The organism is Pontibacter diazotrophicus (assembly GCF_003367245.1).
Taxonomy (GTDB): Bacteria; Bacteroidota; Bacteroidia; order Cytophagales; family Hymenobacteraceae; genus Pontibacter; species Pontibacter diazotrophicus.
This window is the reverse complement of sequence record NZ_QRGR01000049.1, coordinates 1-25,275: the sequence shown is the minus strand read 5'-3', so window position 1 is coordinate 25,275 and position 25,275 is coordinate 1. Positions and strand designations below refer to the sequence as shown.

The window sequence follows — 25,275 nt, the reverse complement described above, 5'->3', positions numbered from 1 at the left end:
GGGTGAGACTCTTTTCTGCCACGCCTCAGCAAATCCCCTGCGCTTTCTCTGATGTCTGTCTTAACTGCTCTTCCCATACAAAAAAAACAGAAAACAGCTATGGAAGGTTCTTTAGACTATTTGGTATTAATTGTTATCATGATGATATAGTTTTTGTCGGCCGACACCGATGATCTCCTTATTTAATTTAATCCCAGCGGGACGACCTGTTGATAGAAATCAACGCCTTCACTTTTCAAGCTCCAGCGGAGCGGCCTGTACATTTAGACCAAACAGGTCGCTCCGCTGAAGCTCATAGGGACTTTAGAGAATCAAGCTATCAACAGTACGTCCCGCTGGAACTTGCTGCAAGAGGCGTAGGGTATTAAATCTGTGCAATGCCGACTTCAGGCACTTTCACTTTTTCTTTTCTATCCAGTCCTGAAACAACTTCAATGTTAATACCATCTGACAGGCCGGTCTTAATCATGCGCTTCTCAAATTTCTGAGGAGCCGTTTCCACCTCTACATAAGGTTGCTCCTTATCAAACTGCAGCATGCTTTCTTTAATGGCGACCACTTTATCGCGTTTGTCCAGCACAATGTCGGCGTTGGCACTATAGCCTGCCCTGATAAAGTCTTTTTCATCCAGCAGCACCTGAGCCCGGATTGGGAACTTAATAGAGCCCTCCTCGTCTACACCTTTCGGAGCGATGTACTCCAGTTTTGCATTAAAAACACGACCTTCAATGGCACCAATGGTTAGCAGCAGGTCCATGTTCTCTTTCAGTTTGCCCACTTCCGATTCGTCAATCTTACCTTCAAAGATGAGGCTGCGCATATCGGCCACGGTGGCAATGGTAGTGCCTTCGTTAAAGTTGTTGCGCTCGATGATGGACGTACCCACTTTTACCGGCACATCCAGCAGCATACCATCTATGGTGGAGTACACTAAGTTAGACGACTCCTGGCCTCTTTTGCGCGAGGAGCCTTCGCGCACCAACTGCAGGTTGTTCTCTGCCGCCTGCATAGCCTCCTGTTTCAGGGCGAAGTCTGCTTTATATTTGCGGTACTCCTGCTCCGGCACCACTTTCTGCTCATATAGCTTGTCGTAACGCGCTAGCTCACGCTCCGCCTCCTGAAAATTCAGCTTAGCCGTCTGCAGCTGTGTTTCAGCATTGTTTACATTCACAATGTTGGGCACTATCCTGATTTTAGCCAGCAGTTGTCCCTTCTTTACAACCTGTCCGGCCTCCACGTGCAGTTCCTCCACCGTGCCCGACACCTGCGACTTTACCTGCACCTCGCGGCGCGGCACGATAGAGCCGGTGGCAACGGTCTTTTTCACAATCGCTGTCTCAAACGGCGTCTCCGTTTTGTATACCACAGGATCCGTATTCGCTTTGTTATAGAAGTAATAGCCCAACCAGACAGAGAGGCCTAAAAACACCAAGACAAAAACGCCAAGCAATACCTTTTTCATAGCGAAACTCAATTATCAGTTATCAATTATCATTTATCAGTTCGGAGACCTCTTATCTTGCGAATGCTGGTGAACAGCATCTTACCCAGTTCATCAGCATCCGTAAACATGCTTACATGCTGCTTTTCATTTATGTAGCCTGTATCTTTTAAGAGGTCTGTCCAATATTTGGTTTCCAGGCATTCTTTGTAAGCAATAGAGAGCTTAGCTGAAAATTCTGCGTCAGAAATAGCACCATTGGCCTCTGCCACATTAGCACCTATCGATGTACCACTGCGCAGCAATTGTTTAGCCAGTATAAATTCTCTTTTCTCCTTTTCCAGATATTGATAAGCCTTCACCACTCGTATTGCAAAAGCATAAGCTTTATTGTAAAGCACATTCTCTTTGCCGTGTATCATACTGTTGTTTGTTAAATGACAGCTGTTAATTGTTAAATGATTTACTCGTCGCGCAGCGCTACAACAGGATTAACCCTTGCAGCTTTGGTGGCAGGTATCAACCCTGCCAGGGCACCGGTGAAAACCAACAGCACAGTAGCCGTAACGGCTATGCCTAAGTTTACCTCCGGAATACCAAAGAAGCCCGCCTGCACATCAAACTTGCGCATGAAATACTCTATCAGCGCGATAATGCCTGTGCCCGTCAGCAGCCCCACGTAACCAGCCATGCCTGTAATAACAATAGATTCCTGAATGATTAAGCTGATGATGGACCATGGTGTGGCGCCCAATGCTTTGCGCACCCCGATTTCCTTTGTCCGCTCCTTCACCACAATCAGCATAATATTGCCCACCCCAATAATGCCCGCCAGGATGGTGCCGATGCTTACGAGCCAGCTAAACCCGGCAATGCCGGCAAACAGCCCTTGCACATCCTGAAACTCTTTCTCCACGTTCGCGGAACCAAATGCTTTCAGATCTTCAGGGGCAACATTATGGCGCTCCATCAGCAGGGCCTTTACTTTATCTTCTATCACGACGGCAGGCACTCCGGGTTTGGGAACAAGCGCCATAAAATCGACTTTGTTTACTGCATTGTATGTCTGCTGCAGCGTAGTTTGTGGTATGAAAATCACTTTAGAGTCCTCCACAATGTCTTCCCCTTTGCCGACAGGCTCAAAAGTACCTACCACCTGAAAATAACTGCCTTTAATGCTGATGTACTTGCCGATAGGCTGCTCTTCCCCCGGAAACAGCACCTCCAGCACACGCGGTCCCACCACAGCCACTTTGCGCTTCTCCCGTAGGTCAATGCTATTCACGAAACGTCCGGTGGTCACTTTCATCGGCTTTACAGATAACATTTCAGGCGTTTCGCCATTCACGGTAAAAGCAGAGCTTTTGTCTTTGTAGTTCACGGCAAAGTCGCCTCTAAGCTGGTTGCTGGGCGCTACCACACCTACCTCTGCTATGTTTGATTTTATGGCAGCCACATCATCGTTTGTCATTTGGATGAAGCGCCCCGCTTTTAGCCCCATGTAAGGAACGCTGGTGCGCTGCGTCCAGATAAAGACAGCGTTCTTAGCGATATTGAATTCACTGGTAATACCATTTTCCAGCCCTTTGCCCGCCCCCAGCAATACCACCAGCATAAAAATGCCCCAGAACACGCCAAAGGCTGTTAACGCCGTACGCAGCTTGTGCCTCTTTACGGTGTTATAAATCTCGGTCCATTTATCAATGTCGATCATAGCTTCTTCAATTTTGAATGACTGAATTTTGAATGATTGAATAATCCTTTCATGATGCTGCTATTCAGTTATTCCGTTATTCAAAATTCAGTTATTAGTCTGCCCTCAGGGCTTCTATGGGCTTGATGTTGGCGGCTTTCAGGGCAGGCATCAGCCCTGCGATAGCACCTGACAAAACCAGCAATGCGGTAGCCGCTAACGCCACACTAAAATCTACCTCAGGGTTGCCAAAAAAGGCCATCTCTGCCCCCGACGACACCAGCATATACTCCAGCAGCGCCAGCAATCCGGTTCCTGCCAGCAAGCCCATATAGCCGGAAAATGCCGTGATGACCACCGACTCCTGCAGAATCAGGCTCACAATAGAGAAGGGTGTGGCACCCAGCGCTTTCCGGACACCTATTTCGCGGGTGCGTTCCTTCACAATAATCAGCATAATGTTACTCACCCCCACAATGCCAGCTATCAGGGTACCAATGCCGACTATCCAGACGAAAATTTTGATACCGTTGAACAGCCCCTGTACTTTCAGGTATTCCTGCTCCGTGTTCTCCACGCCCAGCGCCATGTCATCCTCACCAGAGAACTTGTGCCGCTGCGAGAGCAGGCTCCGGAGGCGCTCTTCCATTACGGCGGCAGGCACACCGTCCTTTGCTGTCAGCAACATCAGTTGCACCTGGTTAGGCTGGTTAAAAGCACCTTGAAGCGTGGAAAAAGGGATATAGGCCCGTTCTTCGCGGCGGCTGCTGTTGTTGCCAGACACTTTAAACGTACCTACCACTTTAAAATGAATGCCCCGGATATTGACATATTCTCCTATCGGATCCTGCTCGCCAAACAGCACTTTACTGGCCATTTCCCCAAGCACCACCACCTTCCGTTTCTCGGCCTCATCATACTGGTTCAGCAGTCGCCCACGGTAAACACGCTCTCCACTCATTTCCTGGTATTCCGGCGCTATGCCAAAAACCATATAAGAGCCATTCTGCTTTTTGTAGTTGATGGTGTATTCCCCGAAAACCCTGTTGCGGGGCGCCATCATGTTCAGTTCTGCCACTTCGCGCTCAATCGCCCGCATGTCTTCGTTTGTGAACTTGATTTCCCTCCCCGGTTTCAAGCCTTTGTGCGCTACTGCTGTTTTGCCGCTCCATATAAAAATGCTGTTCTTGGCACCGTCCCCGAAACGGTTATACACCCCGTTTTCCAGCCCCTTGCCTGCGCCTAGCAACAGCACCAGCATGAAGATACCCCAGAACACACCAAAGGCTGTCAGGAACGTACGCAGCTTGTTCTTCTGCATCGTTGCGCCTATCTCCTGCCATTTATCAAGGTCAAACATGTTGAGTGCTGTTTGTTAAATTGTTAATTGCTGTATCAAGGTGGCTCTAGCTATCCTGCTACTTCTCCGGAAGTTATGACTGCATCGGCAGTTTCAGGAAGACCGTGATCGTTTACAATGAGTCCGTCTTTCAGGCGGATGATGCGGTGCGTCTGATCAGCTATATCATTTTCGTGCGTCACAATCACCACCGTCATGCCTTTGCGGTTAACATCTTTGAAAATGTCCATCACTTCGTAGGATGTCTGGCTATCCAGGGCGCCGGTTGGTTCGTCGGCAAGGATGAGTTTAGGCTGTGAGATAAGTGCCCGCGCAATAGCCACCCGCTGCTTCTGCCCTCCCGACATTTCGTTTGGTGAATGTTCTGCCCAGTCCTTCAGCCCCACCATATCGAGATACTCCAGCGCCAGCTTGTTGCGCTGCTTGCGGCTTACCTGCTGGTAATAGAGCGGCAGTGCCACATTTTCCATTGCGTTCTTAAACGAGAGCAGGTTAAACGACTGGAACACGAAGCCCAGAAACTTATTGCGGTAAAAAGCCGCTTTAGAGGCCGACAGATTCTTTATTTGCGTGCCGGCCAGCATGTATTCTCCAGTATCGTAGTCGTCGAGGATGCCCAGGATGTTCAGCAATGTGGACTTCCCTGACCCGGAGGAGCCCATAATAGACACAAACTCACCCTCCCGCACATGCATATCAATTCCCTTGAGCACATGCAGCTTATTATGGCCCATGGCGTAGTATTTATGGATGTTGTTTAGCTGAATCATAAGCTGCGGCTTTTAAGTGGCTGGCTCCTTTTAAATAACGGTAGTTTGTTATACAAGGTACCGTTTGTTATACTTTTTATTGATCTATTTAGACTTACAATGCCTTTATATCGACCTACAGCACCTTCTTATCGACCAACAGGCTAATACTCAGTACTTCAGGGGACAAAGCCGCCAATACGAACAATAAGTAGAATCAAAGAGGGAACGGCTGCTTTGTAATGGAATAGATGTATAAAGAAGCGTTTGGGTTGCTTCGCAGAAAAAATCTTTTAGGATGAGTTTCCAGGGCCTTGGTAAAACAGCAAAAGGCTTCCTGCCGCAGAAAGTTGTAACATAAAAAAGTCCTTCAGCAGCAGCTGAAGGACTTTTGATTTTCCAACGTATCTATTTAGTTCTATTTATCCTGCTAATCTTCTTCTCCTGCCTATCAGAAAGTATAAAATCACGCCAACCAGCGGCACTATCAGCACAAGTAAGAGCCATACTAACTTGTCAATATTATTCTGAAAAGTACCCGTCACGATTTCCACTACGGCATAAAGCCATATTAGGAGCAGACCGAGAAGCATTATGATTTCTATTATACCTATGCCACCAAGAAACAACAATAAGCTTGACATGAATTTCAGGTTTGGTTTTGTTCAATATAACTTTTTATATATAAAAAACAAAAACCGCTTCTCCACCAGTAAAACAATTTTACATAAGCCTTCAAAAGCATGTTTTCAGCACAACTTCCTGCTCCCATTTTGTTCCACCCGCTTAAGCACCATTTAAGCTTTATAAAAGCGTTCGTAGAACACAGCACCGCTACTCCGGAAGCAGAACTGAAAGCTGCCTTACTGACCATTGGTGGTTCGCAGTTAGACCTGTACACAGGCCCGCTGTCGCCGCTGCAGATTGCGACGGAGGTGCTGCAGTACTTACAGGAGCGCCACCTGCAGCAATCAGATGTTTACCAGGAATTCCTGAATACGGCAGGGACTGGCTATCGGCTTGTTCCACTTTCTGATGGCACAGATTGGGTGATGCGCTGGGGAGTGGTGGAGGGCCGGTATGTGCACCTGCATCCTGCCCGCTACGCCAGATACACCCTGCGCGTGAAGGCGAATGTGCTGAAGACGGCCATTGCAGCGGTAATAGCCGCAAGCAGATGTGCAGAAAATGCTGTAATGGATACGCCGTTCATCAACCAGGTGCGGGCGGAGTGGCTGGCGATGCCACCTGTTAAAGACCTTAGCTTGAGCGAAGGGCTCAGCAGCATGATAGCCCTTATAAAAGACAGCGCCACCTCAGTGGGTGGCGCTGTTTAGGAATGATAGCCCTAGTTATTCATGCTTTGCAGCGAAGACAGTGAAACAGACCTGTCATTCAGCTTGGTGTATTTAAAGTCGTCTCCGCCCCGGAAATTAGCTCCCTTTATGTTGAAGGAATCTGATATTTTAGCATACTTGAAGTTAGCCGTTCCATCGAAAAAGGCCTTCTGGAAGTTTACACCTTCCTGGAATTTGGCGTATTTAAAGTTTGCCTCTTCCTCAAAAGTAGCGCCGGCAAAGCTGATTCCTTTCGGAAACTTCACATACTTAAAGTTAGCCTCATCCTGAAAACGTACATTGCTGAAATTTACATTCTCCGCAAACTTAGTATACTTAAAGAGCGCATCCTCTGAGAAGCGGCTGCTAACGAAAGAGGCTGAACCGTTGAACGCTGAATACTTGAAGGCGCTTTCCTGCTCAAACTTACAGTTCTCAAAAAGCACATCCCGCTCAAAGTTTGTATTATACACCTCATTGGAGCTGTTATTGAAAAAGCCGGATGTTCCGTTATCCGGATTATAGTAAGCCCGTACATCGCCTTTGAACGTGCAGTTGATAAAGGTAAGGGGACTGGTCACGGTGCTGATGTATTCTTTAGAATCTCCGCTTTCCCCGTCTTTCAGCTTCATATTCTGCAGCCTCGTCATGTCCAGGTCGCCTGTTATCTCGGCGTTTTGGTAGGATACAGCCTCTCCCCGGTTAATTTTTTGAAGAATCTCCGAAGCATCTACTCTTATTTGCCCAAACGACAGCAACGGTAATAACAGTAACACGAATAATACCTGTACTTTTCTCATCATAGTTTATGTTAATGGTTCTACATTCAGCGGAGGTGTTTGCCTTATAGATGGAGCACCTGGAGGAAAGGTTGCCTGATGAAGTGAAAAAAATAGAAAAAGCACCGACGCCCGCGGCATTTTCCATGTCAGCGGGCGTCGGTACAAATTACTTATTCGGCAGCAGGAGGCGCGGGGGCTTCCGGTACGGCAGGAGGCTGCGGTGCCCCACGGGGCGTCGTTACGACCGAGGCATCTAAAGCATAATATTTTGCCGCGCCCAGAACAACTGTAACGCACAAGAGCATTACGATAAGCACCCCCAGCAATAGTTTATTACTCGTTTTCATGTTATATCTTTTTAACTTGATAATAGCTATCAATTAACACTTGCACCGTTATACCTAGCTGCGTACACCTTCAGATCATCCAGCGACAGCCCCAGCAGCTGCATATTTTTAAGAAACACCGGCAGGTCTTCCTCTAGAAACTGCTCCTTCTTCAGGGCAATGGTTTTCTCAAAACCGTCATCGGCTAAAAAATAACCAATGCCTCGCTTGTTATAAATAACCCCTTTATCCTGCAGGTAATTGAATGTCCGCATCGTTGTGTTCGGGTTCACCTCAAACTCCACGGCCATGTCGCGGATAGAAGGTATTTTGTCGCCGCTGTCCCACTTCTTCTGAAGTATGTTGTCGAAAAAGCGGTTCGCTATCTGTAGATATATGGCTTGATTTTCTTTAAATTCCATCTTACACCTGCCTTTCTTTTAATTTAAAATAGGAAACCAATAACAGGAACGGGGCAAAGACAAACCAGAACAGGAACGGTATCACAGTGTTTGTAACAAATTCTGCTGTTTTCTCAAATTCATTTGCTTTCCCTTCCTCAAAACGCATTCCTGAATTGCCAAATAAAATATAACCTAATAACCCGGTATATGCAGCAATCAGCAGCGCCACCACAATCAGCGCCAACACTGTTTTTAGGAAGTTGTTGCTCCGGAAGGTAGTTGCTCCTAAAAAGAACACGGCCTGCGTGACCATGTACACTCCTACACAGTTAAAGAAAGTCTCATCAAACAAATAAGGAAAGGCCTCTACGTTTCCTGCCAATGATGCGCTGATGAAGGAGAGCAGCACCATAACCAGCCCAGCTACAACCACATACACCGGAGAAGTGATGAACCAGGCAGCCAGCAGTTTTTCTGCCGCCGACACGGGCAGCGTCAGGAACATATAGCTTTTCTGCGGGGCGTGCATTTCATCGAAAACCTTGCTGGTGAAAATGTAGCCGCCCAGCATATACACGACCAGGTACAGGTTGCGCAGGTTAAGGACAATATCCGGGTTGTCATTAAAATATGCAAACAGCGCAGAGATGATGAGCAGCAAGCCCAGAATGGCGCCTATGGCAATCCACATGCTGCTGAAGTTTAAATACAGCTGCCTCTTTAAAAAGAAGCCCAGCCGTTTGAAGTTTAGTTCTGTATTCATGGTTTTATTTTGTACTAATGGTCAGAATAATCGGGTCGGTTATAAGCCTTTCAGAACAAATTCGAAAAGATATCGGGTCGTTTGTAAAGCTCTTCAGAACAAGTTCTAAAGGATAAGCAACGTCTACCTGCTCCGTCTCTACCAGGAAGGCACAGCTAAAGGCTGCGAAGGCAATCAATAGTGAACTTCCTTTCATGCGTAGCTGCTTAAGCTGGTAGCGCAGGTTTTGTGGTTTAGTATTCATACTTGTAGTTGGCAAAATGTTCGTTTATACCGGCAGCGTTTTTCACGATGCCATTAAACAGCAGCTCCAGATCTACGCGTGCGTCGTGGCCGGCTATGTTTTTTACGATGCCTGCTTTTCGGCCATGCATATCCTCGGCATACAGGATTTCCTCTGCGGGCACGCCAGCCAGGTTGTATTCAAAGGCCAGCTTTTCTGATATTTCGCCCATGTTGCGGTTGAAGACGATGTGGCCTTTCTCCAGCACCACCACGTTATCAATTAGGTTCTCAAGGTCACGCACCTGGTGCGTGGAGACAATGATGATTTTTTCTTCATCCAGAGAGGCCGCCATAATTTTTCTGAACTGGCTTTTGGAAGGAATATCCAGCCCGTTGGTTGGCTCGTCCAGGATGAGGAGGCGGGCGTTTGTGGCCAGGCCAAAGGCAATCAGGAACTTCTTCTTCTGCCCGTAAGACAGCGTGGAGAGTTTAGCATTTTCGTCCAGCTCAAATTCAGCCAGGTAAGCCTGCAATTGATTAAAGCTGAATTTGGAGTAGAACACGCCGTTTGTTTTCACATAGTTGCTCAGGCTGATAGCCGGCAGGTTAAACTCCTCCGGTATCATGTAAATGTCTTCCAGCATGGCGGGCTTACGTGCCGGGGCATCAAATCCAAAAACAGTGCACTGCCCGCTGTCCGGGTAGAGCAATCCGGAAATGTGCTTCAGCAGCGATGACTTACCAGCACCATTCTTTCCCAGCAGCCCATAAATAAAGCAGGGTTCCAGGGTTAAGTTCAGGTTCTCGAAGAGCGGCTTGTTCTTCTTGTACCGGAAGTGAATATCTTTTAAGGCTATCATAGTTATACCTGGGTTAGTGTATTAGTTACATAGTACACTACAAAGGTATAAATGGTTTTGATATTGTCAAGCTCTTTGTAAAAAATATTTTTCTGTAGGGGAAGAAAGATGTAAACAACTGACAGAGAGGATAATAAGGTTCCTTTTACAAGCTATACATTCCAATTTATGTAGCTTAAGGTGCTACAGCATCGCTTTAACAGGTGTTTTTACAGAATGAATTCCCCCTTATGAGGCAGCCCCTTCACACTCCTGGAAATATTTTATAGCTTACTGTAATGTTTTCCCACCCCGGTCGTCTCTGTTATTGAATGGACTTACAAGAGTTTAAAATCAAGGTGCTTCCTGCAAAGCAAAAGCTGTATCGGCTGGCTGTCTTTATGCTTCATGATAAAGAAGAAGCAGAAGATATTTTGCAGGACGTATTCCTGAAACTCTGGATCAACAAGCACAAGCTGCACGCTTACACCAGTATTGAGGCCTTTGCCATGACCATTACAAAAAACCTGTGCCTGGACAGAGTAAAGACCAGCAAACGAAAGCGCACAGTAGATGTAACAGGCTTAGAGGTAGGTTCAGGAGAGGCAACGCCTTACCAGCAAACTGAAGAGGCTGACAGTGTGAGCAAGGTGCAGGGCTTACTGGCCGCGTTGCCAGAACAGCAAAAGCTCATTCTGCATCTGCGCGATGTGGAAGGCCTCTCATTTGAGGAGATGGAGCAGATAACAAACTTAACCGTCAACAACATCCGGGTTATTCTTTCGAGGGCCCGCAAAAGTGTACGAGACGGTTTTTTAAAGCTGGAGAATTATGAAGTGGGATAACATAGAAGCGCTGCTGCAAAAATACTACGACGGCGAAACCACCGTGGCAGAAGAAAAGCACCTGAAGGATTACTTTACCCAGGGGCAAGAGCTGCCGAAGCACTTGCAGCCGCATGCGGCGCAGTTTCGGCACTATGCACAGCAGCAGGAAGCGCAACTGGATAAGTTTTTAGCAGACGACTGGCTCTTTGAAAAAATAGAGAAAGAGACGCCAAAACAGGGGAAGCAGTTGTTTTTCCCGGTGCAACAGGCAGTTTCTTACTGGTATGTGGCAGCCAGCATATTACTTATAGCTGGTGCTTTCTGGGCCGGAAGCCGGTTCATGCAACCTTCTTCCACAGCACCACAAGCCCCGGAAATAGCTGCCCTGCGACAGGAAATACAGGAGATGAAGGAGGTATTGGCAGCGGGTGCTACGGCAGACTATTCAGCCAGCGACCGCATTAAAGTGGTGAGCCAGGAATTTGAGGCAAGTCCTGAAGATGACGAGGTCATCAGCCTGCTCATCCGCACCATGAACAGCGACCCGAATGTGAACGTACGGCTTGCTGCCAGCGAGGCACTCTATCAGTTTAAGGATAACGAACAGGTGCGGGATGCTTTTATCCAGTCGCTGCCGCTACAGACAGACCCGCTGATGCAGATTACGCTTATCGACATGCTGGTGAAAATAAAAGAGAAAAAAGCGGTAGAGCCACTTCAGAAACTGGCAGAGCAGGAGAACCTCCTACCCATCGTGAAGCACAAAGCCGAAGAAGGAATCGGCATCCTTATATAAAATCAAATTCTGACATTTAGTATAAAATAAAACATGAAAAAAGTAATGTTACTGGCATCGGTATGCCTGATGCTTACCAGCAAGGCCATGTGCGCGCCTGCAGTATCCGCACAAAGCAACAACGCAGAGAAATACGGTGGACCTATGGCTATGGTGTATAGCAATGACAAAGGCCAGGAGGCCGCAGCAGAACAGAACAAGCCGCTCACACACCGGGTAAAACTCGCCAACAACAAAGACAGCCGCGTCATTATCACCATGTTCAACAGCGGTGTGCAGGTAGTGGGGCATAATTCTGATGAAGTTATCATAGAATCATCAGACGCCTACGAGGAACCACCTGCTCGTGCTAAAGGCCTGAAGCCACTCTACAACCAGTCAGAAGACAATACTGGCTTTGGACTGGCGGTAACAAAAGAGAATAACACGCTCCGCATCAGCAAAGCCTCCCGCCAGGATGGCAACTACGTTATCAGGGTGCCCAGGAATGCGGCAGTAGTTTACGAAGAGACAAACTGGACCGGTGACGATGTTTCTGTTTCAGACACCAACGGCGAGATAGAGTTAAAGCTAACCAGTTCCAACGCCAACCTTACCAATGTATCGGGGCCTGTTATAGCCAATACCACGGCTGGCGATATTGTTATTAAATTCTCCAGTCTCAACCAAACCAAGCCTAGCGCTATCTCCTCTGTGGCTGGTGCGGTAGACGTGACTTTGCCCGCTAACACTAAGACAAACCTCAAGCTCAAATCTATACAGGGAGAAATTTATTCAGACTTCGACATGAACCTGGCGAAGAACAACACCAAGAGTGGCCTGCCTAAAGTGGCAGGAGGCAATACCATTGAAGGCACCACCAATGGCGGTGGAGTAGAAATGAGCTTGTATACCATCACCGGCGACATGTTCATCCGCAAAAGCAAATAATTCTGAACCATTCACTAAAGACCTGAACTATGAAAAAAGTATTCATCTTAAGCTTATTGTGGTTTGCTTTTACCACGAATTTACAAGCTCAATCCGAAACAGTAGAGAAAGTGTTGCCTGTACCGGCCAACAAAAAAGTAGACCTGAAGCTTACCTTTGGCAACGACATTAAGATAACCGCCTGGGATAAAGACGAAGCCTCCATTAAAGTAACCTATGAGATAAACAACGGCAAGCTGAATGATGCGCTGCTTCTTAATTTCAAGGCTGATAATGAAAGCGCACGTGCCGAGGTAGACTTAGACAAGGAGTTGCTGAAGAATGGTAAAGCCGAGGATTGCCCTGAAAATAAAAGCAACATCATGCAGGTAAATGGGGAGTACAGCGTTACCTGCACCAATATTAACTATGAAATCTTTGTACCCCGTGATGCCGACTTAACTGTGGAAACCATCAACGGCGACATAGAACTAAGAGGTTTGACTGGTCCTGTGCAGGCTAAATCTATTAGCGGCTTTGTAGACATGAACTGGTCCGAAAGAAAAGGGGCGACCGTCTCCCTGGAGACTATAACCGGTGAAGTATACTCAGACCTGGGTATTGATTTCACGAACGGAAGAGAAAATGCCCCGATGGTTGGCTATGAGCTTAAAGGCAACGTGAACGGCGGCGGCTCTTTGATTAGCCTCGAAAGCATCAGCAACGATATTTACCTTCGGAAGCAGGACTAGTTCTTTAATAGACCTCGCAGCGTGCGCAGGGCTAAAAACAAACAGCGCCACCTCAGTTGAGGTGGCGCTGTTTGTTATATATTTCAATCAAAACTCTGCTTACATATGTAAAGCACGGTTTTCTGTCGCGGCTAAACAGGCTTCTTTCATAGCTTCGGCATAGGTTGGGTGCGCGTGGCTCATACGGGCCACATCCTCTGCCGAGGCACGGAATTCCATGGCTATCACCGCTTCGGCAATAAGGTCTGCTATACGTGGGCCTATCATGTGCACGCCCAGAATTTCGTCTGTTTCCTTATCAGCTAGTACCTTCACAAAACCGTCTGTATCGCCAGAGGCTTTGGCACGGCCAGAGGCTTTGAATGGGAACGAACCTGACTTGTAGGCACGCCCCTGCTCTTTCAACTGCTCTTCGGTGAAGCCTATACCTGCCACTTCCGGCCAGGTATATACCACACCCGGAATCAGGTTGTAGTTGATGTGCGGCTTCTGACCTGTTATTTGCTCCGCTACCAGCACGCCTTCTTCCTCGGCTTTGTGCGCCAGCATGGCACCACGCACCACGTCACCAATAGCGTAAATGCCGGGCACGTTTGTTTCGAGGTGGTCGTTTACGGCAATCATACCCCGGTCGCCCATCTGCACACCGGCATTCTCCAGGCCAAGGCCTTCGGTATACGGCTTACGGCCAACAGATACCAGCACGTAGTCGCCTTCAAATGTTACCGATTCGCCTTTTGGATTTTCAGCCGTTACTTTAACGGTTTCACCTTCGTTGGTAGCACCGGTTACTTTATGGCTCATAAAGAACTCAAAGCCGAGCGTCTTCTTCAGTACACGCTGCAGTTCTTTGCCCAGTGCACGGTCCATGGTTGGGATGATGGAATCCATGTACTCCACTACCTGCACTTTGGCACCAAGGCGCGCATATACGGAGCCTAGCTCTAACCCGATTACACCACCACCAATGATGATCAGGTTCTTTGGTACTTCTGTCAGCGATAGAGCCTCTGTAGAGGTGATGATACGTTTTTTATCGACTGGCAGAAATGGCAGCGATGTCGGCTTAGAACCGGTAGCGATAATGGTTTTGTCTGTTTCTATCTCCTGCTCTTTGCCATCCACACCGGTGATTTTGATTTTGTTCTTGCTAACAAAAGAACCAAGACCAAAGAAGGTGTCGATTTTGTTCTTTTTCATCAGGTATGTGATGCCGTCGTTGTTCGACTTCACCACTTCTCCCTTGCGCTTGATCATTTGCTGAATATTTACCTGCAGGTTGTCCAGCTCAATGCCATGCTCTTTAAAAGAGTGTGCTGCAGCGTGGTAATGCTCAGAAGAATCCAACAGCGCTTTAGACGGGATACAGCCTACGTTCAGGCAGGTACCACCCAGTACTGTGTATTTCTCTATAATGGCGGTTTTCAGGCCTAGCTGCGCACAGCGTATAGCCGCTACATATCCACCAGGTCCAGAACCGATAACGGTTACATCGTATTTCATTTTCTTATTTTTAGGAGAGCTTCCTCTCGTTGTGTTAAATCTGATTTCCCTCTAAATGTAAGACCCATCCCTGCCCTCCGAGGAGGGGATTTTTGCAGTACCGAGTTCCCCTCCTGGGAGGGGCAGGGGTGGGTATCGGTACTGCAAGAGCTATAAAAGCAAAGGAGGAGCAACCTTTATAGCCTCTCCTCCTCCACCTCAATCAAAAATTTATACTCCAAGGAGCAGTCTCATCGGGTCTTCCAGCAACTCTTTCACGCGCACCAGGAAGGAAACGGACTCACGGCCATCAATGATGCGGTGGTCGTAAGACAGGGCCAGGTACATCATTGGCCGGATTTCTACCTGACCATCTATAGCTACCGGGCGCTGCACGATGTTGTGCATACCCAATATAGCCGACTGCGGAGCGTTGATGATTGGCGTGGACATCATAGAACCGAACACACCACCGTTGGTGATGGTGAAGGTACCGCCTGTCATTTCCTCGATAGACAATTTACCGTCGCGGGCTTTCTTCGCCAGGCGAATCACCTCTTTCTCGATACCGTCCAGCGACAGGCTCTCCGCATTCCGGATAACCGGCACTACCAGGCCTTTCGGAGATGAAACTGCAATGGATATATCACAGAAGTCATTGAACAACATTTCGTTTCCGTCTATCTGGGCATTTACTGCCGGCCACTCCTGCAGGGCAACGGTACAAGCCTTTGTGAAGAACGACATAAAGCCAAGGCCTACTTCGTGCTTCTCCTTAAACTTCTCCTTGTACTTCGAACGGATGTCCATAATCGGCTTCATGTCGACCTCGTTGAAGGTAGTGAGCATGGCCGTTTCGTTTTTCACCTGCACCAGGCGGCGGGCAACTGTTTTACGCAGCGAGCTCATTTTCTCACGGCGCTGGTTGCGCTCTCCGGCTGCAGCCGGAGCCTCAGAAGCGGCAGTTGCCTCCTGCTTTGGAGCAGGGGCTGCCGCTGGCTTGGCAGCAGCTTTCTGCGCGCTCTGTGCATCTTCTTTTGTGATACGCCCATCACGGCCTGTGCCCTGCACATCGGCGGCGTTAATGCCTTTCTCAGAAAGAATTTTGCCTGCAGCCGGCGATGGTGTGCCGGAAGCATAGGTCTGGTTACCGTAACCTGTAGCAGCGGCAGGCTGTGCAGCTGGCTGAGCAGAAGGAGCGCTAGGTTGAGCAGCTGGTTTTGCAGCTGGCGCACCAGCACCTGCTACTATTTTACAAAGCAGGCCGCCAATTTCCACAGTGTCACCTTGCTGCGCTACAATCTGCAGCGTACCTGCGGCTTCTGCCGGAAGCTCAAATGTTGCTTTGTCAGACTCTAATTCTGCTATCACCTCATCCATCTCCACACGGTCGCCGTCATTTTTCAGCCAACTGGCTATGGTTACCTCCGTGATAGACTCACCTACTGTCGGCACAACCATTTCAACAGTTTCGCCACCGCCTTGTGCTGCGGCAGGAGCAGCCTCCTGTGGGGCAGCAGACGCCTCGGCAGCCGGGCTTGCAGGGGCAGGAGAACCTGCGCCATCCTCTTCAATTCTGCATAGGGTAGCACCTACCTCAACGGTCTCGCCTTCCGGTGCTACAATACGTAAAATGCCTGCTCCTTCGGCTGGCAGTTCGAATGTGGCTTTGTCAGATTCCAGCTCAGCTATCACCTCATCCATCTCCACACGGTCACCGTCTTTCTTTAGCCATTGGGCTATCGTTACCTCGGTGATCGACTCACCTACGGCAGGCACTTTAACTTCTAAGCTCATATATATTTGTTCAATTATGAATTACGAATTATAAATTACGGATGAAACACGCGTGATGGACTAAAATAGCTAAAATTAACTATTCCAGTCCATCACTCTTCGTTCCTAACTATATTGAAAAGGCGCGTTCAACAAGGTTTTGCTGCTCTTTCACGTGCACTTTCAAGTAACCTGTGGCAGGCGAGGCACTTGCCTTGCGGGCAACCACATCTTCTACCCCCTTGCGCATCGAGCGCAGGATGTAGGCCCAGCCACCCATGTTCTCAGGCTCTTCCTGTACCCAATAAACTTTAGCATTCTTATACTTCTTCAGTTCCGCCTCCAGTTGCACCTTAGGGAAAGGGGCTAGTTGCTCCATGCGCACAATGGCTATATCCTTGCGCTTGTTGTTCTGCTGCTCTTCTAACAAATCGAAGTATACTTTACCCCAGCAAAGCAACACTTTCTTCACTGATTTGGCGTCAGCATAATCATCACCAATCACTTCTTTAAAACCGCCTGATGTAAATTCCTCTATTGGAGAGTTTACCAGCGGATGACGCAGCAGCGACTTTGGCGACATATTGATAGCAGGCTTGCGGAAAGGCAAGGCCAGCTGACGGCGCATGAAGTGGAAAAGATTGGCTGGTGTCGTGATATAAGTCACGAAAATATTGTTCTCGGCAGCCAGTTGCAGGAAACGCTCCGGACGCGCATTGGAGTGCTCAGGCCCCTGCCCTTCGTAGCCATGCGGCAGCATCATCACCAGACCATTCATCCGCTGCCACTTCGATTCTGTAGCTGTGATAAACTGGTCGATCATGACCTGGGCACCGTTGGCAAAGTCACCGAACTGTGCTTCCCATATTACGAGTGCATTCGGGTTTGCCATGGCGTAGCCAAATTCAAAGCCCAGCACGCCATACTCTGACAGCAGCGAGTTGTAAATTTCAAAAGAACCTGTTCCTTCTTCGTCTATGTGGTTCAGGTTGTTGTATGGAGCGCTGGTAACGGCATCATGCAATACGGCGTGGCGATGCGAGAACGTACCACGCTGCACATCCTGCCCGGAGAAACGCACAATTTTGCCATCCAGCACAACAGAACCGTAAGCAAGCAATTCACCGGCTGCCCAGTTCAGTTGCTTTGTCTCGAAGAACATCTCTTTGCGCTCTTTTATCAGCTTCTCAATTTGCTTGAGTGGCTTAAAGCCTTGTGGCAGCGCCGTCAGGGCCTTTCCTACCTTCTCAATCGCTTCTGCAGAGATAGCTGTTTCCGGCGATTGGTTAAAGTCCTCTGGCGTAGAACGGCGTAACTCCTGCCAATCTTTCTCCAGCACCTGGTAGTTGTAAGGCAGGGGCTTCTGCTTCACCATGTCGAGGCGGTCCTGCAGCATCTGCCGGAACTCCTTGTCCATGTTCTGCGCCAGTTCGGCATCAACCGCACCGTGGCTAATCAACTCTTTGTTATACTTCTCGCGTGGGTTTGCGTGCTTTGAGATAAGGTTGTACAGTTGTGGCTGTGTGAATTTCGGCTCGTCAGACTCGTTGTGGCCGTGACGACGGTAGCACACCATATCAATAAAGATATCGTTGCCGAACTTCTGACGGTATTCTGTTGCCAGACGCACCGCAAAGACCACTGCCTCCGGATCGTCGCCGTTCACGTGCAGCACCGGCGCATCTATAATCTTGGCAACGTCAGTAGAATAGATAGAAGAACGGGCATCTTCAAAATCAGTGGTAAACCCAACCTGGTTGTTGATAACGAAATGGATGGTACCACCTGTCTGGTAACCACTCAGTTTCGCCATTTGCGTTACTTCGTACACAATGCCCTGACCAGCTACGGCAGCATCACCGTGGATCAGGATAGGCACAATCTTACGGGAGTCATTTTCATACATGCAATCGATTTTTGCACGCACAAAGCCTTCTACCACCGGATTCACCGCCTCTAAGTGCGATGGATTGGGCGCCAGTTTCAAGTTAATCGAATTGCCTGATGCCGTTGTCACCTCAGAGGAGAAGCCCATGTGGTATTTCACGTCACCATCACCCATCGTCAGGTCCGGAACGGCCGTACCTTCAAACTCAGAGAAAATCTGCTCATAGGTTTTGCCCATAATGTTGGCCAGCACGTTCAGGCGGCCACGGTGCGCCATACCAATCACTACTTCTTTTGCTCCAAGCTCAGAAGCCTTGTCCATGATGGCATCCAGTGCCGGTATCGTTGTTTCACCACCTTCCAGTGAAAAGCGTTTCTGCCCCAGGAACTTCGTGTGCAGGAAGTTCTCGAATACTACTGCCTCATTCAGCTTGGATAGAATGCGCTTCTTGTATTCGATGCCCGGGTTAAAATTCAGGGATTCGTTCTCAATCTTGTTCTGAAGCCAGGACAGCACCTCCGGGTCGCGGATGTACATGTACTCATAGCCGATAGCGCCTTCATAAATCTTCTGAACCGCCGCTACAATATCGCGCAGTTTGGCGGCACCAATGCCGATGATTTCACCCACCTGAAAAACAGTATCCAGATCAGCATCAGACAAACCGAAGTCTTTCAGGTCGAGCAGGGCCTTGCGGTCTTTGCGTTCCCGCACCGGGTTTGTTTTAGAGCGCAGGTGGCCACGGCTGCGGTAAGCATAAATGAAGTTTCGCACCGCCACCTCTTTCTCCGACTCCTCCTGTGCTACTCCTCCTTTAGCAGGAGCTGCAACAGCGCCGTTTTCGGTTGCATGGCCGTTTTCTCCGTAAGCTTTTGAAAAATCAAACCCTTCAAAAAACTTGCGCCACCCGAATTCCACTGACTCCGGGTCCTGTTGATAAGTTTTGTACAACTCATCAATATAATCGCCGTGCGCATTAGCGATATAGCTATATTTATCCATAAATTATTTACTGCCTTTTATCAAAGGTAAAGTTAAACGTATTATATAAATATCAAATACTGCGTATCCGCCTAAGCGAATACATCTATAAACCAAATACCTTAAGCTCAATTAGGCATTATCTTCACCTGCTTTTCCTATGGGCATGTCGGCAGTTTGTTACATAGTATTTGCGTCGTAAGATAAAGAAAACCTATACAACCTCCCATATTTTAGTTCAATGATTATGTAATCACTTCTATGTGGCAGGAAAACGCGCGTGATACTCCTTTAAGTGATCGGAATTTAGTCAGCACAATTAGTTTAAACGGCGATATCCTGTACCGGTTTTTAGAATCTTCAGTAAACCAAGTACCCGCTGAATATTCAGAGTAACAGCATATTCAGAACAGGTCATAAAGGGAGAAGCCACTGCACCTTGCCAGGTTTGCATCGCCAATTGAGTACACTTATAAAAGGAACCTCTACCAGAAGCACCTGTATCTATGCCGGGCTGCCACTGTAGCCAGCACACCTTTCTTCAGAAGAACACCTGCCTGCCACTAACAGCCTCTTTTGCTCGTGTCGAACTCGAACATACCGAATACTGAAGTTCAGTAAATAACCACCTGTGTTACTTTTTCTGGTTTTAATCAACTGTACGTCCATCGAAACAGCATGCTGCGCAACCACTTCCAACCATACTACTCCTGGTTCCATCCTTTTGCTATGTTACTTTATACAGTACTGTTTCCTATGTAAAAGACAAACAATAAGTTAGATTTATTTAACACAGAACAACACTATCTCAAGACAAAGCTGCGATAAAGATAAAATTCGAATATTCTGTTACACTCAAACATGTACGCTATGTATAGTTATCTTTTAGAAGAGCTTTCCAGAGCTGTTGGGGCGAGGTTACTCATACAGTTCGACTATAGTGGCGAAAATTATATAGTGGAGCCTCACTTAGTAGGCGTGAACCATCACAACCAGGACTGCCTCTGTGCCTGGTTTGACAGTAAGAAAGCTCCTGGCAACACAGCAGCAGGCTGGCGTTGCTTCCTGTTCAGTAACATGGAAAACGTAAAACTGCTGGATGACAGGTTCTGCAAAAAGCGCCCCGGCTACGACCCCTACAACAGCTCCATGAACCGCATCTATTACCGCATTTAATCTCCCCTCCTTTCGCGGCACTATCTGCACCTGCTGCTTGTTATACACCTGCATAAAAGCATGCAGCACATTGGCAGCAAAACGCAGGAAAAAGAAATACACCGCTCCACCACCTCTTCTGACAGCAGCGGAAAAGACAAGCCGCTATATGCGGGGCAATAAGAGCAAGAACACAAAGCCTGAGCTTACCCTGCGCAGCGCGCTTTGGCATGCCGGCCTGCGCGGCTACCGCGTGCACTGGCCTAAAGCTCCTGGCAAGCCTGATGTCTGCTACCCTGGCCGCCGCCTAGCCATCTTTATACATGGCTGCTTCTGGCACCGCTGCCCCTACTGCCAACCCTCTCTCCCGAAAACGAACGTTGATTTCTGGCAGGAGAAATTCGAGAAGAACAAAAGCCGTGATAACCGATACCAGCAACTGTACCGGGAGGCTGGCTGGCAGCGCATTGTCATCTGGGAGTGCCAGTTGCAAAAGGATATGGCTGGCAGCCTTACTTTGATTCAACAACTGCACCGTGGCGTGCCATTTAGCTGGGAGGTAGCTGCTTAAATAGTGCAGTCCCCATCTCTGGTTTCTAAAAAATCTTTAACTTGAGGAATCTTTCCTAAATCAACATCTATGAAGAAACATTTTCCGCTGCTCGGCCTGATGGGGCTGTTAGCGCTAGGGTGCAACGAGAGCTCCCGGGAGGTCGGCGAAACAGACGCAGCGACAACTGCCACCGCAGACAGTACTAACCTGCAGCCCGCTCTGCAAACCATTAATGCTGCTGATGTTCTAGAGCATACTACTGTGCTGGCCTCCGACGCTTTTGAAGGACGTGGCCCGGGCACTGCAGGCGAAGACTCCACCGTAAACTACCTCACCCGCCAATTCAAGCAAATAGGGTTACAGCCGGGTAACCCCAATGGTACCTATGTGCAGGAAGTGCCGATGGTCGGTTTTACGGCCCAGCCAAAGGCATCTTTCCAGGCGGGTGGTAAAACTATTCCGCTCAACTTCCCTTCAGATTACGTAGCTGTCTCCCGCCGCTTTGTGCCCAACATCGACATCAACAATTCAGAAATGGTTTTTGTAGGGTATGGCATTGTGGCTCCGGAATACGGTTGGGATGACTACAAAGGACTTGATGTAGAAGGCAAGACAATTGTGATGCTTATCAACGACCCGCCTATACCAAGCGCTGCGAATGCCAGCGAACTGGACTCGGCCATGTTTGGAGGCAAGGCTATGACCTACTATGGCCGCTGGACCTATAAGTATGAAATTGCCGCTGAGAAAGGTGCCGCTGCAGCCATTATCATCCACGAAACAGAGCCAGCCGGTTATCCTTACGAGGTGGTTTCGGGCAGCTGGAGCCGTGAGAACTTTGATATACAAAAGGCAAACAAAAACATGGACCTCGCTGCTGTAGAAGCTTGGATTACGCAAGCCAAAGCAGATCAACTTTTCTCAGCGGCAGGCCATAATCTGCAGCAACTAAAGCAGGCAGCCCTGCAGAAAGATTTCAAGCCAGTGCCGCTGAATGCCACTGCCAGTTTCAGCATACAAAACAAACTGCGTGAAATTGAGTCCCGGAACGTAGTTGCAAAGCTGGAAGGCGCTGACCCGGAGTTGAAGGATGAATATGTGGTATATTCTGCTCATTGGGACCACCTCGGCAAAGATGAGACGCTACAGGGCGATCAGATCTATAATGGAGCCTTAGACAATGCCACAGGCACAGCCGGATTGATAGAACTGGCAGAAGCTTATGCTGCTATGCCAACCAAGCCAAAGCGCTCTATCCTGTTCCTGGCTGTTACTGCGGAGGAGAAAGGCCTTCTCGGCTCTAAGTATTACGCTGAGAACCCGCTCTACCCGCTGAACAAAACAGTAGCTAACATTAACATGGATGTACTGAATGCTTATGGTCCGACCGAAGACGTAGTGGTCATCGGCTATGGCAACTCCACCCTGGAAGATGTACTGGCAACGGAAGCAGCTACACAGAACCGCCGGATTGTACCAGAGGCCTCACCAGAAAAGGGCTCTTTCTACCGCTCAGACCACTTCGAGTTTGCGAAACAGGGCGTGCCGGCTTTATATGCGAAGTCAGGGGTAGTAGCGCGGAACCAACCAGCTGACTATGTACAGCAATGGAGCGATAACTATACGGCCAACGATTACCACAAGCTTTCAGATGAAGTGCGTGACGACTGGAACCTGGAAGGCGCTATAGAAGACCTTCAGCTCTTCCTGCGCGTTGGATACAGCGTGGCCAACACAGAGCGGCTGCCGGAATGGAAGCCGGGGACTGAATTCAAAGCCAAGCGTGAAGCATCTCTTTCAGCAGCAACTGACAGCACCAGAGCACTGTAGCTATCATATCAATAAAAGCCGGCGTGCCTCCTGTACAGTATTTGTACAGGAGGCACGCCGGCTTTTAAACTGATTTTAATATGCATTGATGATAGCATATAGCAAGGCAGGCTAAGTTCTATAACTTTATATAGTTAATCTTTAACTATACAATTCCAGACTTTCACCACAAGATCAGATTTGTTTACCCATGGTTTAACGAACATCTACATTTTCTTGCCTTTCACTTATACTTTCCTGCCGCTAACTTTAAAAAAATACACTTTTACGTTATCGAAAGGTTACCTTTTCGCACTTTTCGTATAAAGAAGTACAAAACCAAATATATTTCGATTATGAAAAAGACATGGAAATTAGCATTCGCCGCCTTTGCAATGGTTGCATTTACGGCTTGCTCATCTGAAGATACAACAACTACTACTGAATCAGAAAACTTCGAAACTACTGAGGAGGTAGAAATGGATATGGAAACCGAAGACACAACGGTGTTAGAGGATACAACTGTAAATGATGGTGTGGCTGATGAAATTCAGGAGGAGCAGCCACCAGTACAGTAATAAACTTTAATTATATAACAAAAAAGGTCTCTGCTCAAAAGGCAGAGACCTTTTTTGTACCAACGGCTCTGCAACAAATAGTAAGCGTATCTCCTAAAAGAAAGAATTCAGAAGTACATATATGCCGCAATCTTTTTACCTTTAGGAATGGAAAATAAAACGCTAACACATGATGGCGTAACCATAAGGCTGATAGAAACAGATGCTGAACTGCTTGCAGCAATTAAGAATCTGCGACAACACAAGGAGCTGGCCCTGGACCTTGAGTTTGACCAAAACCGCTTTACTTATGGTTTCAACCTATGTCTTGTGCAAATATCAGATGGAAACGGAACGTGCTATATTGTAGACCCTTTTACTATAGACAGCCTGCAGCCGCTTTTTGAACTACTAGAGGATAAGCAGTATACAAAGATCATTCACCACGCCAACAACGACATCCTACTGCTTGACAAATTAGGCTGTAACATCCGCGGCGTAATGGACACTGACGTAGCCGCTAAAATCCTGAACTATGAGCGGTCGTCGTTGGCAACGGTCATGAAGGAAGAATTTGATCAGGAGGTAGATAAGTCGCAGCAGTCCAGTAACTGGAACAAGCGCCCGCTTACAGAGGCTCAACTAATATATGCAGCCATTGATGTGATTTACCTGCACCAGGTAAAAGAGAGATTGGTAACAAAAATTGAAAAGGAAGGGCGGATGCATTGGCTACAGGAGGAGAACCGCCTACTGGAGTCACTGATATATTCGGAGCCGGAAAATCCGCATATGAAGCTCCGTAACGCTTACAGGCTTAACAATTATCAACAGTATATCCTAAAAGAACTTTTCGCTTTTCGGGATGAGATGGGGAAGCAACTAAATAAGCCTTCATCTTACGTAATTTCTAACGAAGGGCTGGTGGAACTTGCTACTAACCCTAACACAGATGTACACGAGTGGCTGAACCATACAAAAGGGATACATGGTGCTCTTAAGCGGTCTCGCAATGAGAAGCTTTTAAAGGAGGCCTTAGAGGAAGCTAAAAGTAAAGCCAAGGCAGAGAACATCAGTCATGATTACCCAAGCAACCGCTGGCAGCGCCCTCCCCGCACGCCGGAGACAGAGAGGCGCAAAGAGGAACTGGCAACTGTACAGAAGCATATCATGTCGAAGTATGGTGAATTCGCCTCACGGCTTATTATCACGCAAAGCCTCATCACTGAATATAGCATTACAGGGCAGTTGCGCTGTACAAAGCAGTACGCTACGGATATTATCTTAGATGCAGCTTCAGAACTGGATATACCTTTGCCTGAGCCTATCATGAAAGATAGATAGAAAACATACCATTTGTGCTATACCAAAACAGAGAAGCCCCGGCTATAAAGCCGGGGCTTCTCTGTTTGTATACCTGTAATTCCTCTATGCGTTACCGACATCTTCTACGGAAATGTCGCGACCAGTCCCCGCATCAGGCAGCGCGCATAAAACAAGGCGACTGCTATTTCCTCATGACGATTGCTCCTGCCCTTCCTCAAACCCTGCGCATGCCGGGCCGCGACCGGCTTGGGTATAAATCAAGAACGCCCCACCCCTTGTGAGGGTGAGGCGTCTTGTTGTGGTGTTGGCGGCCACCTACTCTCCCGGGTGTGACCCCAGTACCATCGGCGCGTCCGGGCTTAACTTCTCTGTTCGGGATGGGAAGAGGTGCTCACCGGAGCCATAGCCACCATTGTCGTTCTGCGATGCTGACCGCAATGATGCTTTATAGTTGTTTTGACTAGTTGGGAAAGAGGGAGAGCATGAAAGCAGCGGGCCGCGTTACGGCTAGTGTTTCCACGTTTGAGAACGCGCTCGGGCAATTA

General features: G+C 48.1%; 26 protein-coding genes and 1 rRNA gene. 11 read left to right on the top strand and 16 right to left on the bottom strand.

All coding sequences use genetic code 11. From position 1 onward, the window contains the following. Positions 1-364 precede the first annotated feature (364 nt). The 6 genes from DXT99_RS25620 to DXT99_RS25595 all read right to left on the bottom strand — a co-directional run bounded on the left by DXT99_RS25620 (position 365) and on the right by DXT99_RS25595 (position 5,887). Positions 365-1,462, bottom strand: coding sequence for an efflux RND transporter periplasmic adaptor subunit (locus DXT99_RS25620; RefSeq protein ID WP_115568451.1), 1,098 nt, complete (start codon positions 1,460-1,462; stop codon positions 365-367). A gap of 29 nt (positions 1,463-1,491) precedes the next feature. Further along, positions 1,492-1,863: a four helix bundle protein gene (locus tag DXT99_RS25615; RefSeq protein WP_115568450.1), complete on the bottom strand. Its 372-nt coding sequence runs from the start codon at positions 1,861-1,863 to the stop codon at positions 1,492-1,494. A gap of 41 nt (positions 1,864-1,904) precedes the next feature. Continuing rightward, the gene (locus DXT99_RS25610) at positions 1,905-3,155 is read right to left on the bottom strand and encodes an ABC transporter permease (protein WP_115568449.1); all 1,251 of its coding nucleotides are present in this window, start codon (positions 3,153-3,155) and stop codon (positions 1,905-1,907) included. 94 nt (positions 3,156-3,249) lie between these two features. Then, complete coding sequence (locus tag DXT99_RS25605) at positions 3,250-4,494, bottom strand: ABC transporter permease (protein WP_115568448.1); 1,245 nt, start codon at positions 4,492-4,494, stop codon at positions 3,250-3,252. A 50-nt stretch (positions 4,495-4,544) separates the two neighbouring features. Further along, positions 4,545-5,264 (bottom strand): ABC transporter ATP-binding protein, encoded by a 720-nt coding sequence (locus DXT99_RS25600; protein WP_115568447.1) that lies wholly within the window; start codon positions 5,262-5,264, stop codon positions 4,545-4,547. Between the two features lie 401 nt (positions 5,265-5,665). Continuing rightward, entirely contained in the window at positions 5,666-5,887 is a 222-nt protein-coding gene (locus DXT99_RS25595) for a PLDc N-terminal domain-containing protein (RefSeq protein WP_115568446.1), read from the bottom strand. Between the two features lie 99 nt (positions 5,888-5,986). On the opposite strand from DXT99_RS25595, the gene DXT99_RS25590 reads away from it, so the two are divergent. Further along, positions 5,987-6,580 (top strand): hypothetical protein, encoded by a 594-nt coding sequence (locus tag DXT99_RS25590; protein ID WP_181885269.1) that lies wholly within the window; start codon positions 5,987-5,989, stop codon positions 6,578-6,580. A gap of 11 nt (positions 6,581-6,591) precedes the next feature. Here DXT99_RS25590 and DXT99_RS25585 read toward each other — a convergent pair whose 3' ends face one another. The 6 genes from DXT99_RS25585 to DXT99_RS25560 all read right to left on the bottom strand — a co-directional run bounded on the left by DXT99_RS25585 (position 6,592) and on the right by DXT99_RS25560 (position 9,940). Beyond that, entirely contained in the window at positions 6,592-7,383 is a 792-nt protein-coding gene (locus tag DXT99_RS25585; RefSeq protein ID WP_115568445.1) for a pentapeptide repeat-containing protein, read from the bottom strand. A gap of 149 nt (positions 7,384-7,532) precedes the next feature. Further along, positions 7,533-7,709, bottom strand: coding sequence for a hypothetical protein (locus DXT99_RS27260; RefSeq protein ID WP_181885268.1), 177 nt, complete (start codon positions 7,707-7,709; stop codon positions 7,533-7,535). Positions 7,710-7,738: 29 nt separating this feature from the next. Then, entirely contained in the window at positions 7,739-8,110 is a 372-nt protein-coding gene (locus tag DXT99_RS25575) for a GntR family transcriptional regulator (RefSeq protein ID WP_115568443.1), read from the bottom strand. A gap of 1 nt (position 8,111) precedes the next feature. After that, on the bottom strand, positions 8,112-8,855 hold the full coding sequence (locus tag DXT99_RS25570; RefSeq protein ID WP_115568442.1) for a hypothetical protein: 744 nt from the start codon (positions 8,853-8,855) through the stop codon (positions 8,112-8,114). 4 nt (positions 8,856-8,859) lie between these two features. Then, positions 8,860-9,099 (bottom strand): hypothetical protein, encoded by a 240-nt coding sequence (locus tag DXT99_RS25565; protein ID WP_115568441.1) that lies wholly within the window; start codon positions 9,097-9,099, stop codon positions 8,860-8,862. Beyond that, a complete protein-coding gene (locus tag DXT99_RS25560) occupies positions 9,089-9,940 on the bottom strand; it encodes an ABC transporter ATP-binding protein (RefSeq protein ID WP_115568440.1) in 852 nt (283 codons plus the stop codon). Before DXT99_RS25560 ends, DXT99_RS25565 begins: the two co-directional genes overlap by 11 nt. Positions 9,941-10,251: 311 nt before the next feature. On the opposite strand from DXT99_RS25560, the gene DXT99_RS25555 reads away from it, so the two are divergent. Genes DXT99_RS25555 through DXT99_RS25540 form a run of 4 tightly spaced genes read left to right on the top strand, consistent with a single transcriptional unit; the run spans position 10,252 to position 13,203 of the window. Beyond that, positions 10,252-10,764, top strand: a complete 513-nt coding sequence (locus tag DXT99_RS25555) for an RNA polymerase sigma factor (RefSeq protein WP_115568439.1) — start codon at positions 10,252-10,254, stop codon at positions 10,762-10,764. After that, a complete protein-coding gene (locus DXT99_RS25550; RefSeq protein WP_115568438.1) occupies positions 10,751-11,542 on the top strand; it encodes a HEAT repeat domain-containing protein in 792 nt (263 codons plus the stop codon). The genes DXT99_RS25555 and DXT99_RS25550 overlap by 14 nt, the downstream gene beginning before the upstream one ends. 33 nt (positions 11,543-11,575) lie before the next feature. Further along, positions 11,576-12,472, top strand: coding sequence for a DUF4097 family beta strand repeat-containing protein (locus DXT99_RS25545; RefSeq protein WP_246001045.1), 897 nt, complete (start codon positions 11,576-11,578; stop codon positions 12,470-12,472). A gap of 29 nt (positions 12,473-12,501) precedes the next feature. Next, positions 12,502-13,203, top strand: coding sequence for a DUF4097 family beta strand repeat-containing protein (locus tag DXT99_RS25540; protein ID WP_115568437.1), 702 nt, complete (start codon positions 12,502-12,504; stop codon positions 13,201-13,203). Between the two features lie 99 nt (positions 13,204-13,302). Here DXT99_RS25540 and lpdA read toward each other — a convergent pair whose 3' ends face one another. The 3 genes from lpdA to DXT99_RS25525 form a co-directional block, all read right to left on the bottom strand. Next, positions 13,303-14,706: a dihydrolipoyl dehydrogenase gene (gene lpdA, locus DXT99_RS25535; protein WP_115568436.1), complete on the bottom strand. Its 1,404-nt coding sequence runs from the start codon at positions 14,704-14,706 to the stop codon at positions 13,303-13,305. A 210-nt stretch (positions 14,707-14,916) separates the two neighbouring features. Continuing rightward, the gene (gene odhB, locus DXT99_RS25530) at positions 14,917-16,482 is read right to left on the bottom strand and encodes a 2-oxoglutarate dehydrogenase complex dihydrolipoyllysine-residue succinyltransferase (protein ID WP_115568435.1); all 1,566 of its coding nucleotides are present in this window, start codon (positions 16,480-16,482) and stop codon (positions 14,917-14,919) included. Between the two features lie 109 nt (positions 16,483-16,591). Then, positions 16,592-19,351, bottom strand: a complete 2,760-nt coding sequence (locus DXT99_RS25525; protein ID WP_115568434.1) for a 2-oxoglutarate dehydrogenase E1 component — start codon at positions 19,349-19,351, stop codon at positions 16,592-16,594. Between the two features lie 849 nt (positions 19,352-20,200). Here DXT99_RS25525 and DXT99_RS25520 point away from each other — a divergent pair. The 6 genes from DXT99_RS25520 (at position 20,201) to DXT99_RS27255 (ending at position 25,011) form a co-directional block, all read left to right on the top strand. Beyond that, positions 20,201-20,506, top strand: coding sequence for a WYL domain-containing protein (locus DXT99_RS25520; RefSeq protein WP_147294314.1), 306 nt, complete (start codon positions 20,201-20,203; stop codon positions 20,504-20,506). 70 nt (positions 20,507-20,576) lie between these two features. Continuing rightward, the gene (locus tag DXT99_RS25515) at positions 20,577-21,056 is read left to right on the top strand and encodes a very short patch repair endonuclease (protein WP_115568432.1); all 480 of its coding nucleotides are present in this window, start codon (positions 20,577-20,579) and stop codon (positions 21,054-21,056) included. 69 nt (positions 21,057-21,125) lie between these two features. Beyond that, positions 21,126-22,868 carry a M28 family metallopeptidase gene (locus DXT99_RS25510; RefSeq protein WP_115568431.1) on the top strand — a complete coding sequence of 581 codons (1,743 nt, stop codon included), beginning with the start codon at positions 21,126-21,128 and terminating at the stop codon, positions 22,866-22,868. Positions 22,869-23,203: 335 nt separating this feature from the next. Next, positions 23,204-23,425 (top strand): hypothetical protein, encoded by a 222-nt coding sequence (locus DXT99_RS25505; RefSeq protein ID WP_115568430.1) that lies wholly within the window; start codon positions 23,204-23,206, stop codon positions 23,423-23,425. A 147-nt stretch (positions 23,426-23,572) separates the two neighbouring features. Continuing rightward, positions 23,573-24,748, top strand: coding sequence for a ribonuclease D (locus tag DXT99_RS25500; protein ID WP_115568429.1), 1,176 nt, complete (start codon positions 23,573-23,575; stop codon positions 24,746-24,748). 86 nt (positions 24,749-24,834) lie between these two features. Continuing rightward, positions 24,835-25,011 (top strand): hypothetical protein, encoded by a 177-nt coding sequence (locus DXT99_RS27255; RefSeq protein ID WP_181885267.1) that lies wholly within the window; start codon positions 24,835-24,837, stop codon positions 25,009-25,011. 21 nt (positions 25,012-25,032) lie between these two features. Here the strand turns inward: DXT99_RS27255 and rrf are convergent. Further along, a 5S ribosomal RNA gene (gene rrf, locus DXT99_RS25495) occupies positions 25,033-25,144 on the bottom strand. Positions 25,145-25,275 lie beyond the last annotated feature (131 nt).

Bases quoted from the DNA above. Each gene is read 5' to 3' on its own strand.
- DXT99_RS25555 (WP_115568439.1), top strand. From the start codon at position 10,252: ATGGACTTACAAGAGTTTAAAATCAAGGTGCTTCCTGCAAAGCAAAAG.
- DXT99_RS25505 (WP_115568430.1), top strand. From the start codon at position 23,204: ATGAAAAAGACATGGAAATTAGCATTCGCCGCCTTTGCAATGGTTGCA.
- DXT99_RS25520 (WP_147294314.1), top strand. From the start codon at position 20,201: ATGTATAGTTATCTTTTAGAAGAGCTTTCCAGAGCTGTTGGGGCGAGG.
- DXT99_RS25605 (WP_115568448.1), bottom strand. From the start codon at position 4,494: ATGTTTGACCTTGATAAATGGCAGGAGATAGGCGCAACGATGCAGAAG.
- DXT99_RS25600 (WP_115568447.1), bottom strand. From the start codon at position 5,264: ATGATTCAGCTAAACAACATCCATAAATACTACGCCATGGGCCATAAT.
- DXT99_RS25500 (WP_115568429.1), top strand. From the start codon at position 23,573: ATGGAAAATAAAACGCTAACACATGATGGCGTAACCATAAGGCTGATA.
- DXT99_RS25585 (WP_115568445.1), bottom strand. From the start codon at position 7,383: ATGATGAGAAAAGTACAGGTATTATTCGTGTTACTGTTATTACCGTTG.
- DXT99_RS25540 (WP_115568437.1), top strand. From the start codon at position 12,502: ATGAAAAAAGTATTCATCTTAAGCTTATTGTGGTTTGCTTTTACCACG.
- DXT99_RS25560 (WP_115568440.1), bottom strand. From the start codon at position 9,940: ATGATAGCCTTAAAAGATATTCACTTCCGGTACAAGAAGAACAAGCCG.
- DXT99_RS25510 (WP_115568431.1), top strand. From the start codon at position 21,126: ATGAAGAAACATTTTCCGCTGCTCGGCCTGATGGGGCTGTTAGCGCTA.
- DXT99_RS27255 (WP_181885267.1), top strand. From the start codon at position 24,835: ATGCGTTACCGACATCTTCTACGGAAATGTCGCGACCAGTCCCCGCAT.
- DXT99_RS25565 (WP_115568441.1), bottom strand. From the start codon at position 9,099: ATGAATACTAAACCACAAAACCTGCGCTACCAGCTTAAGCAGCTACGC.
- DXT99_RS25550 (WP_115568438.1), top strand. From the start codon at position 10,751: ATGAAGTGGGATAACATAGAAGCGCTGCTGCAAAAATACTACGACGGC.
- DXT99_RS25575 (WP_115568443.1), bottom strand. From the start codon at position 8,110: ATGGAATTTAAAGAAAATCAAGCCATATATCTACAGATAGCGAACCGC.
- DXT99_RS25620 (WP_115568451.1), bottom strand. From the start codon at position 1,462: ATGAAAAAGGTATTGCTTGGCGTTTTTGTCTTGGTGTTTTTAGGCCTC.
- DXT99_RS25610 (WP_115568449.1), bottom strand. From the start codon at position 3,155: ATGATCGACATTGATAAATGGACCGAGATTTATAACACCGTAAAGAGG.
- DXT99_RS25590 (WP_181885269.1), top strand. From the start codon at position 5,987: ATGTTTTCAGCACAACTTCCTGCTCCCATTTTGTTCCACCCGCTTAAG.
- DXT99_RS25545 (WP_246001045.1), top strand. From the start codon at position 11,576: ATGAAAAAAGTAATGTTACTGGCATCGGTATGCCTGATGCTTACCAGC.
- lpdA (WP_115568436.1), bottom strand. From the start codon at position 14,706: ATGAAATACGATGTAACCGTTATCGGTTCTGGACCTGGTGGATATGTA.
- DXT99_RS27260 (WP_181885268.1), bottom strand. From the start codon at position 7,709: ATGAAAACGAGTAATAAACTATTGCTGGGGGTGCTTATCGTAATGCTC.
- odhB (WP_115568435.1), bottom strand. From the start codon at position 16,482: ATGAGCTTAGAAGTTAAAGTGCCTGCCGTAGGTGAGTCGATCACCGAG.
- DXT99_RS25570 (WP_115568442.1), bottom strand. From the start codon at position 8,855: ATGAATACAGAACTAAACTTCAAACGGCTGGGCTTCTTTTTAAAGAGG.
- DXT99_RS25595 (WP_115568446.1), bottom strand. From the start codon at position 5,887: ATGTCAAGCTTATTGTTGTTTCTTGGTGGCATAGGTATAATAGAAATC.
- DXT99_RS25615 (WP_115568450.1), bottom strand. From the start codon at position 1,863: ATGATACACGGCAAAGAGAATGTGCTTTACAATAAAGCTTATGCTTTT.
- DXT99_RS25525 (WP_115568434.1), bottom strand. From the start codon at position 19,351: ATGGATAAATATAGCTATATCGCTAATGCGCACGGCGATTATATTGAT.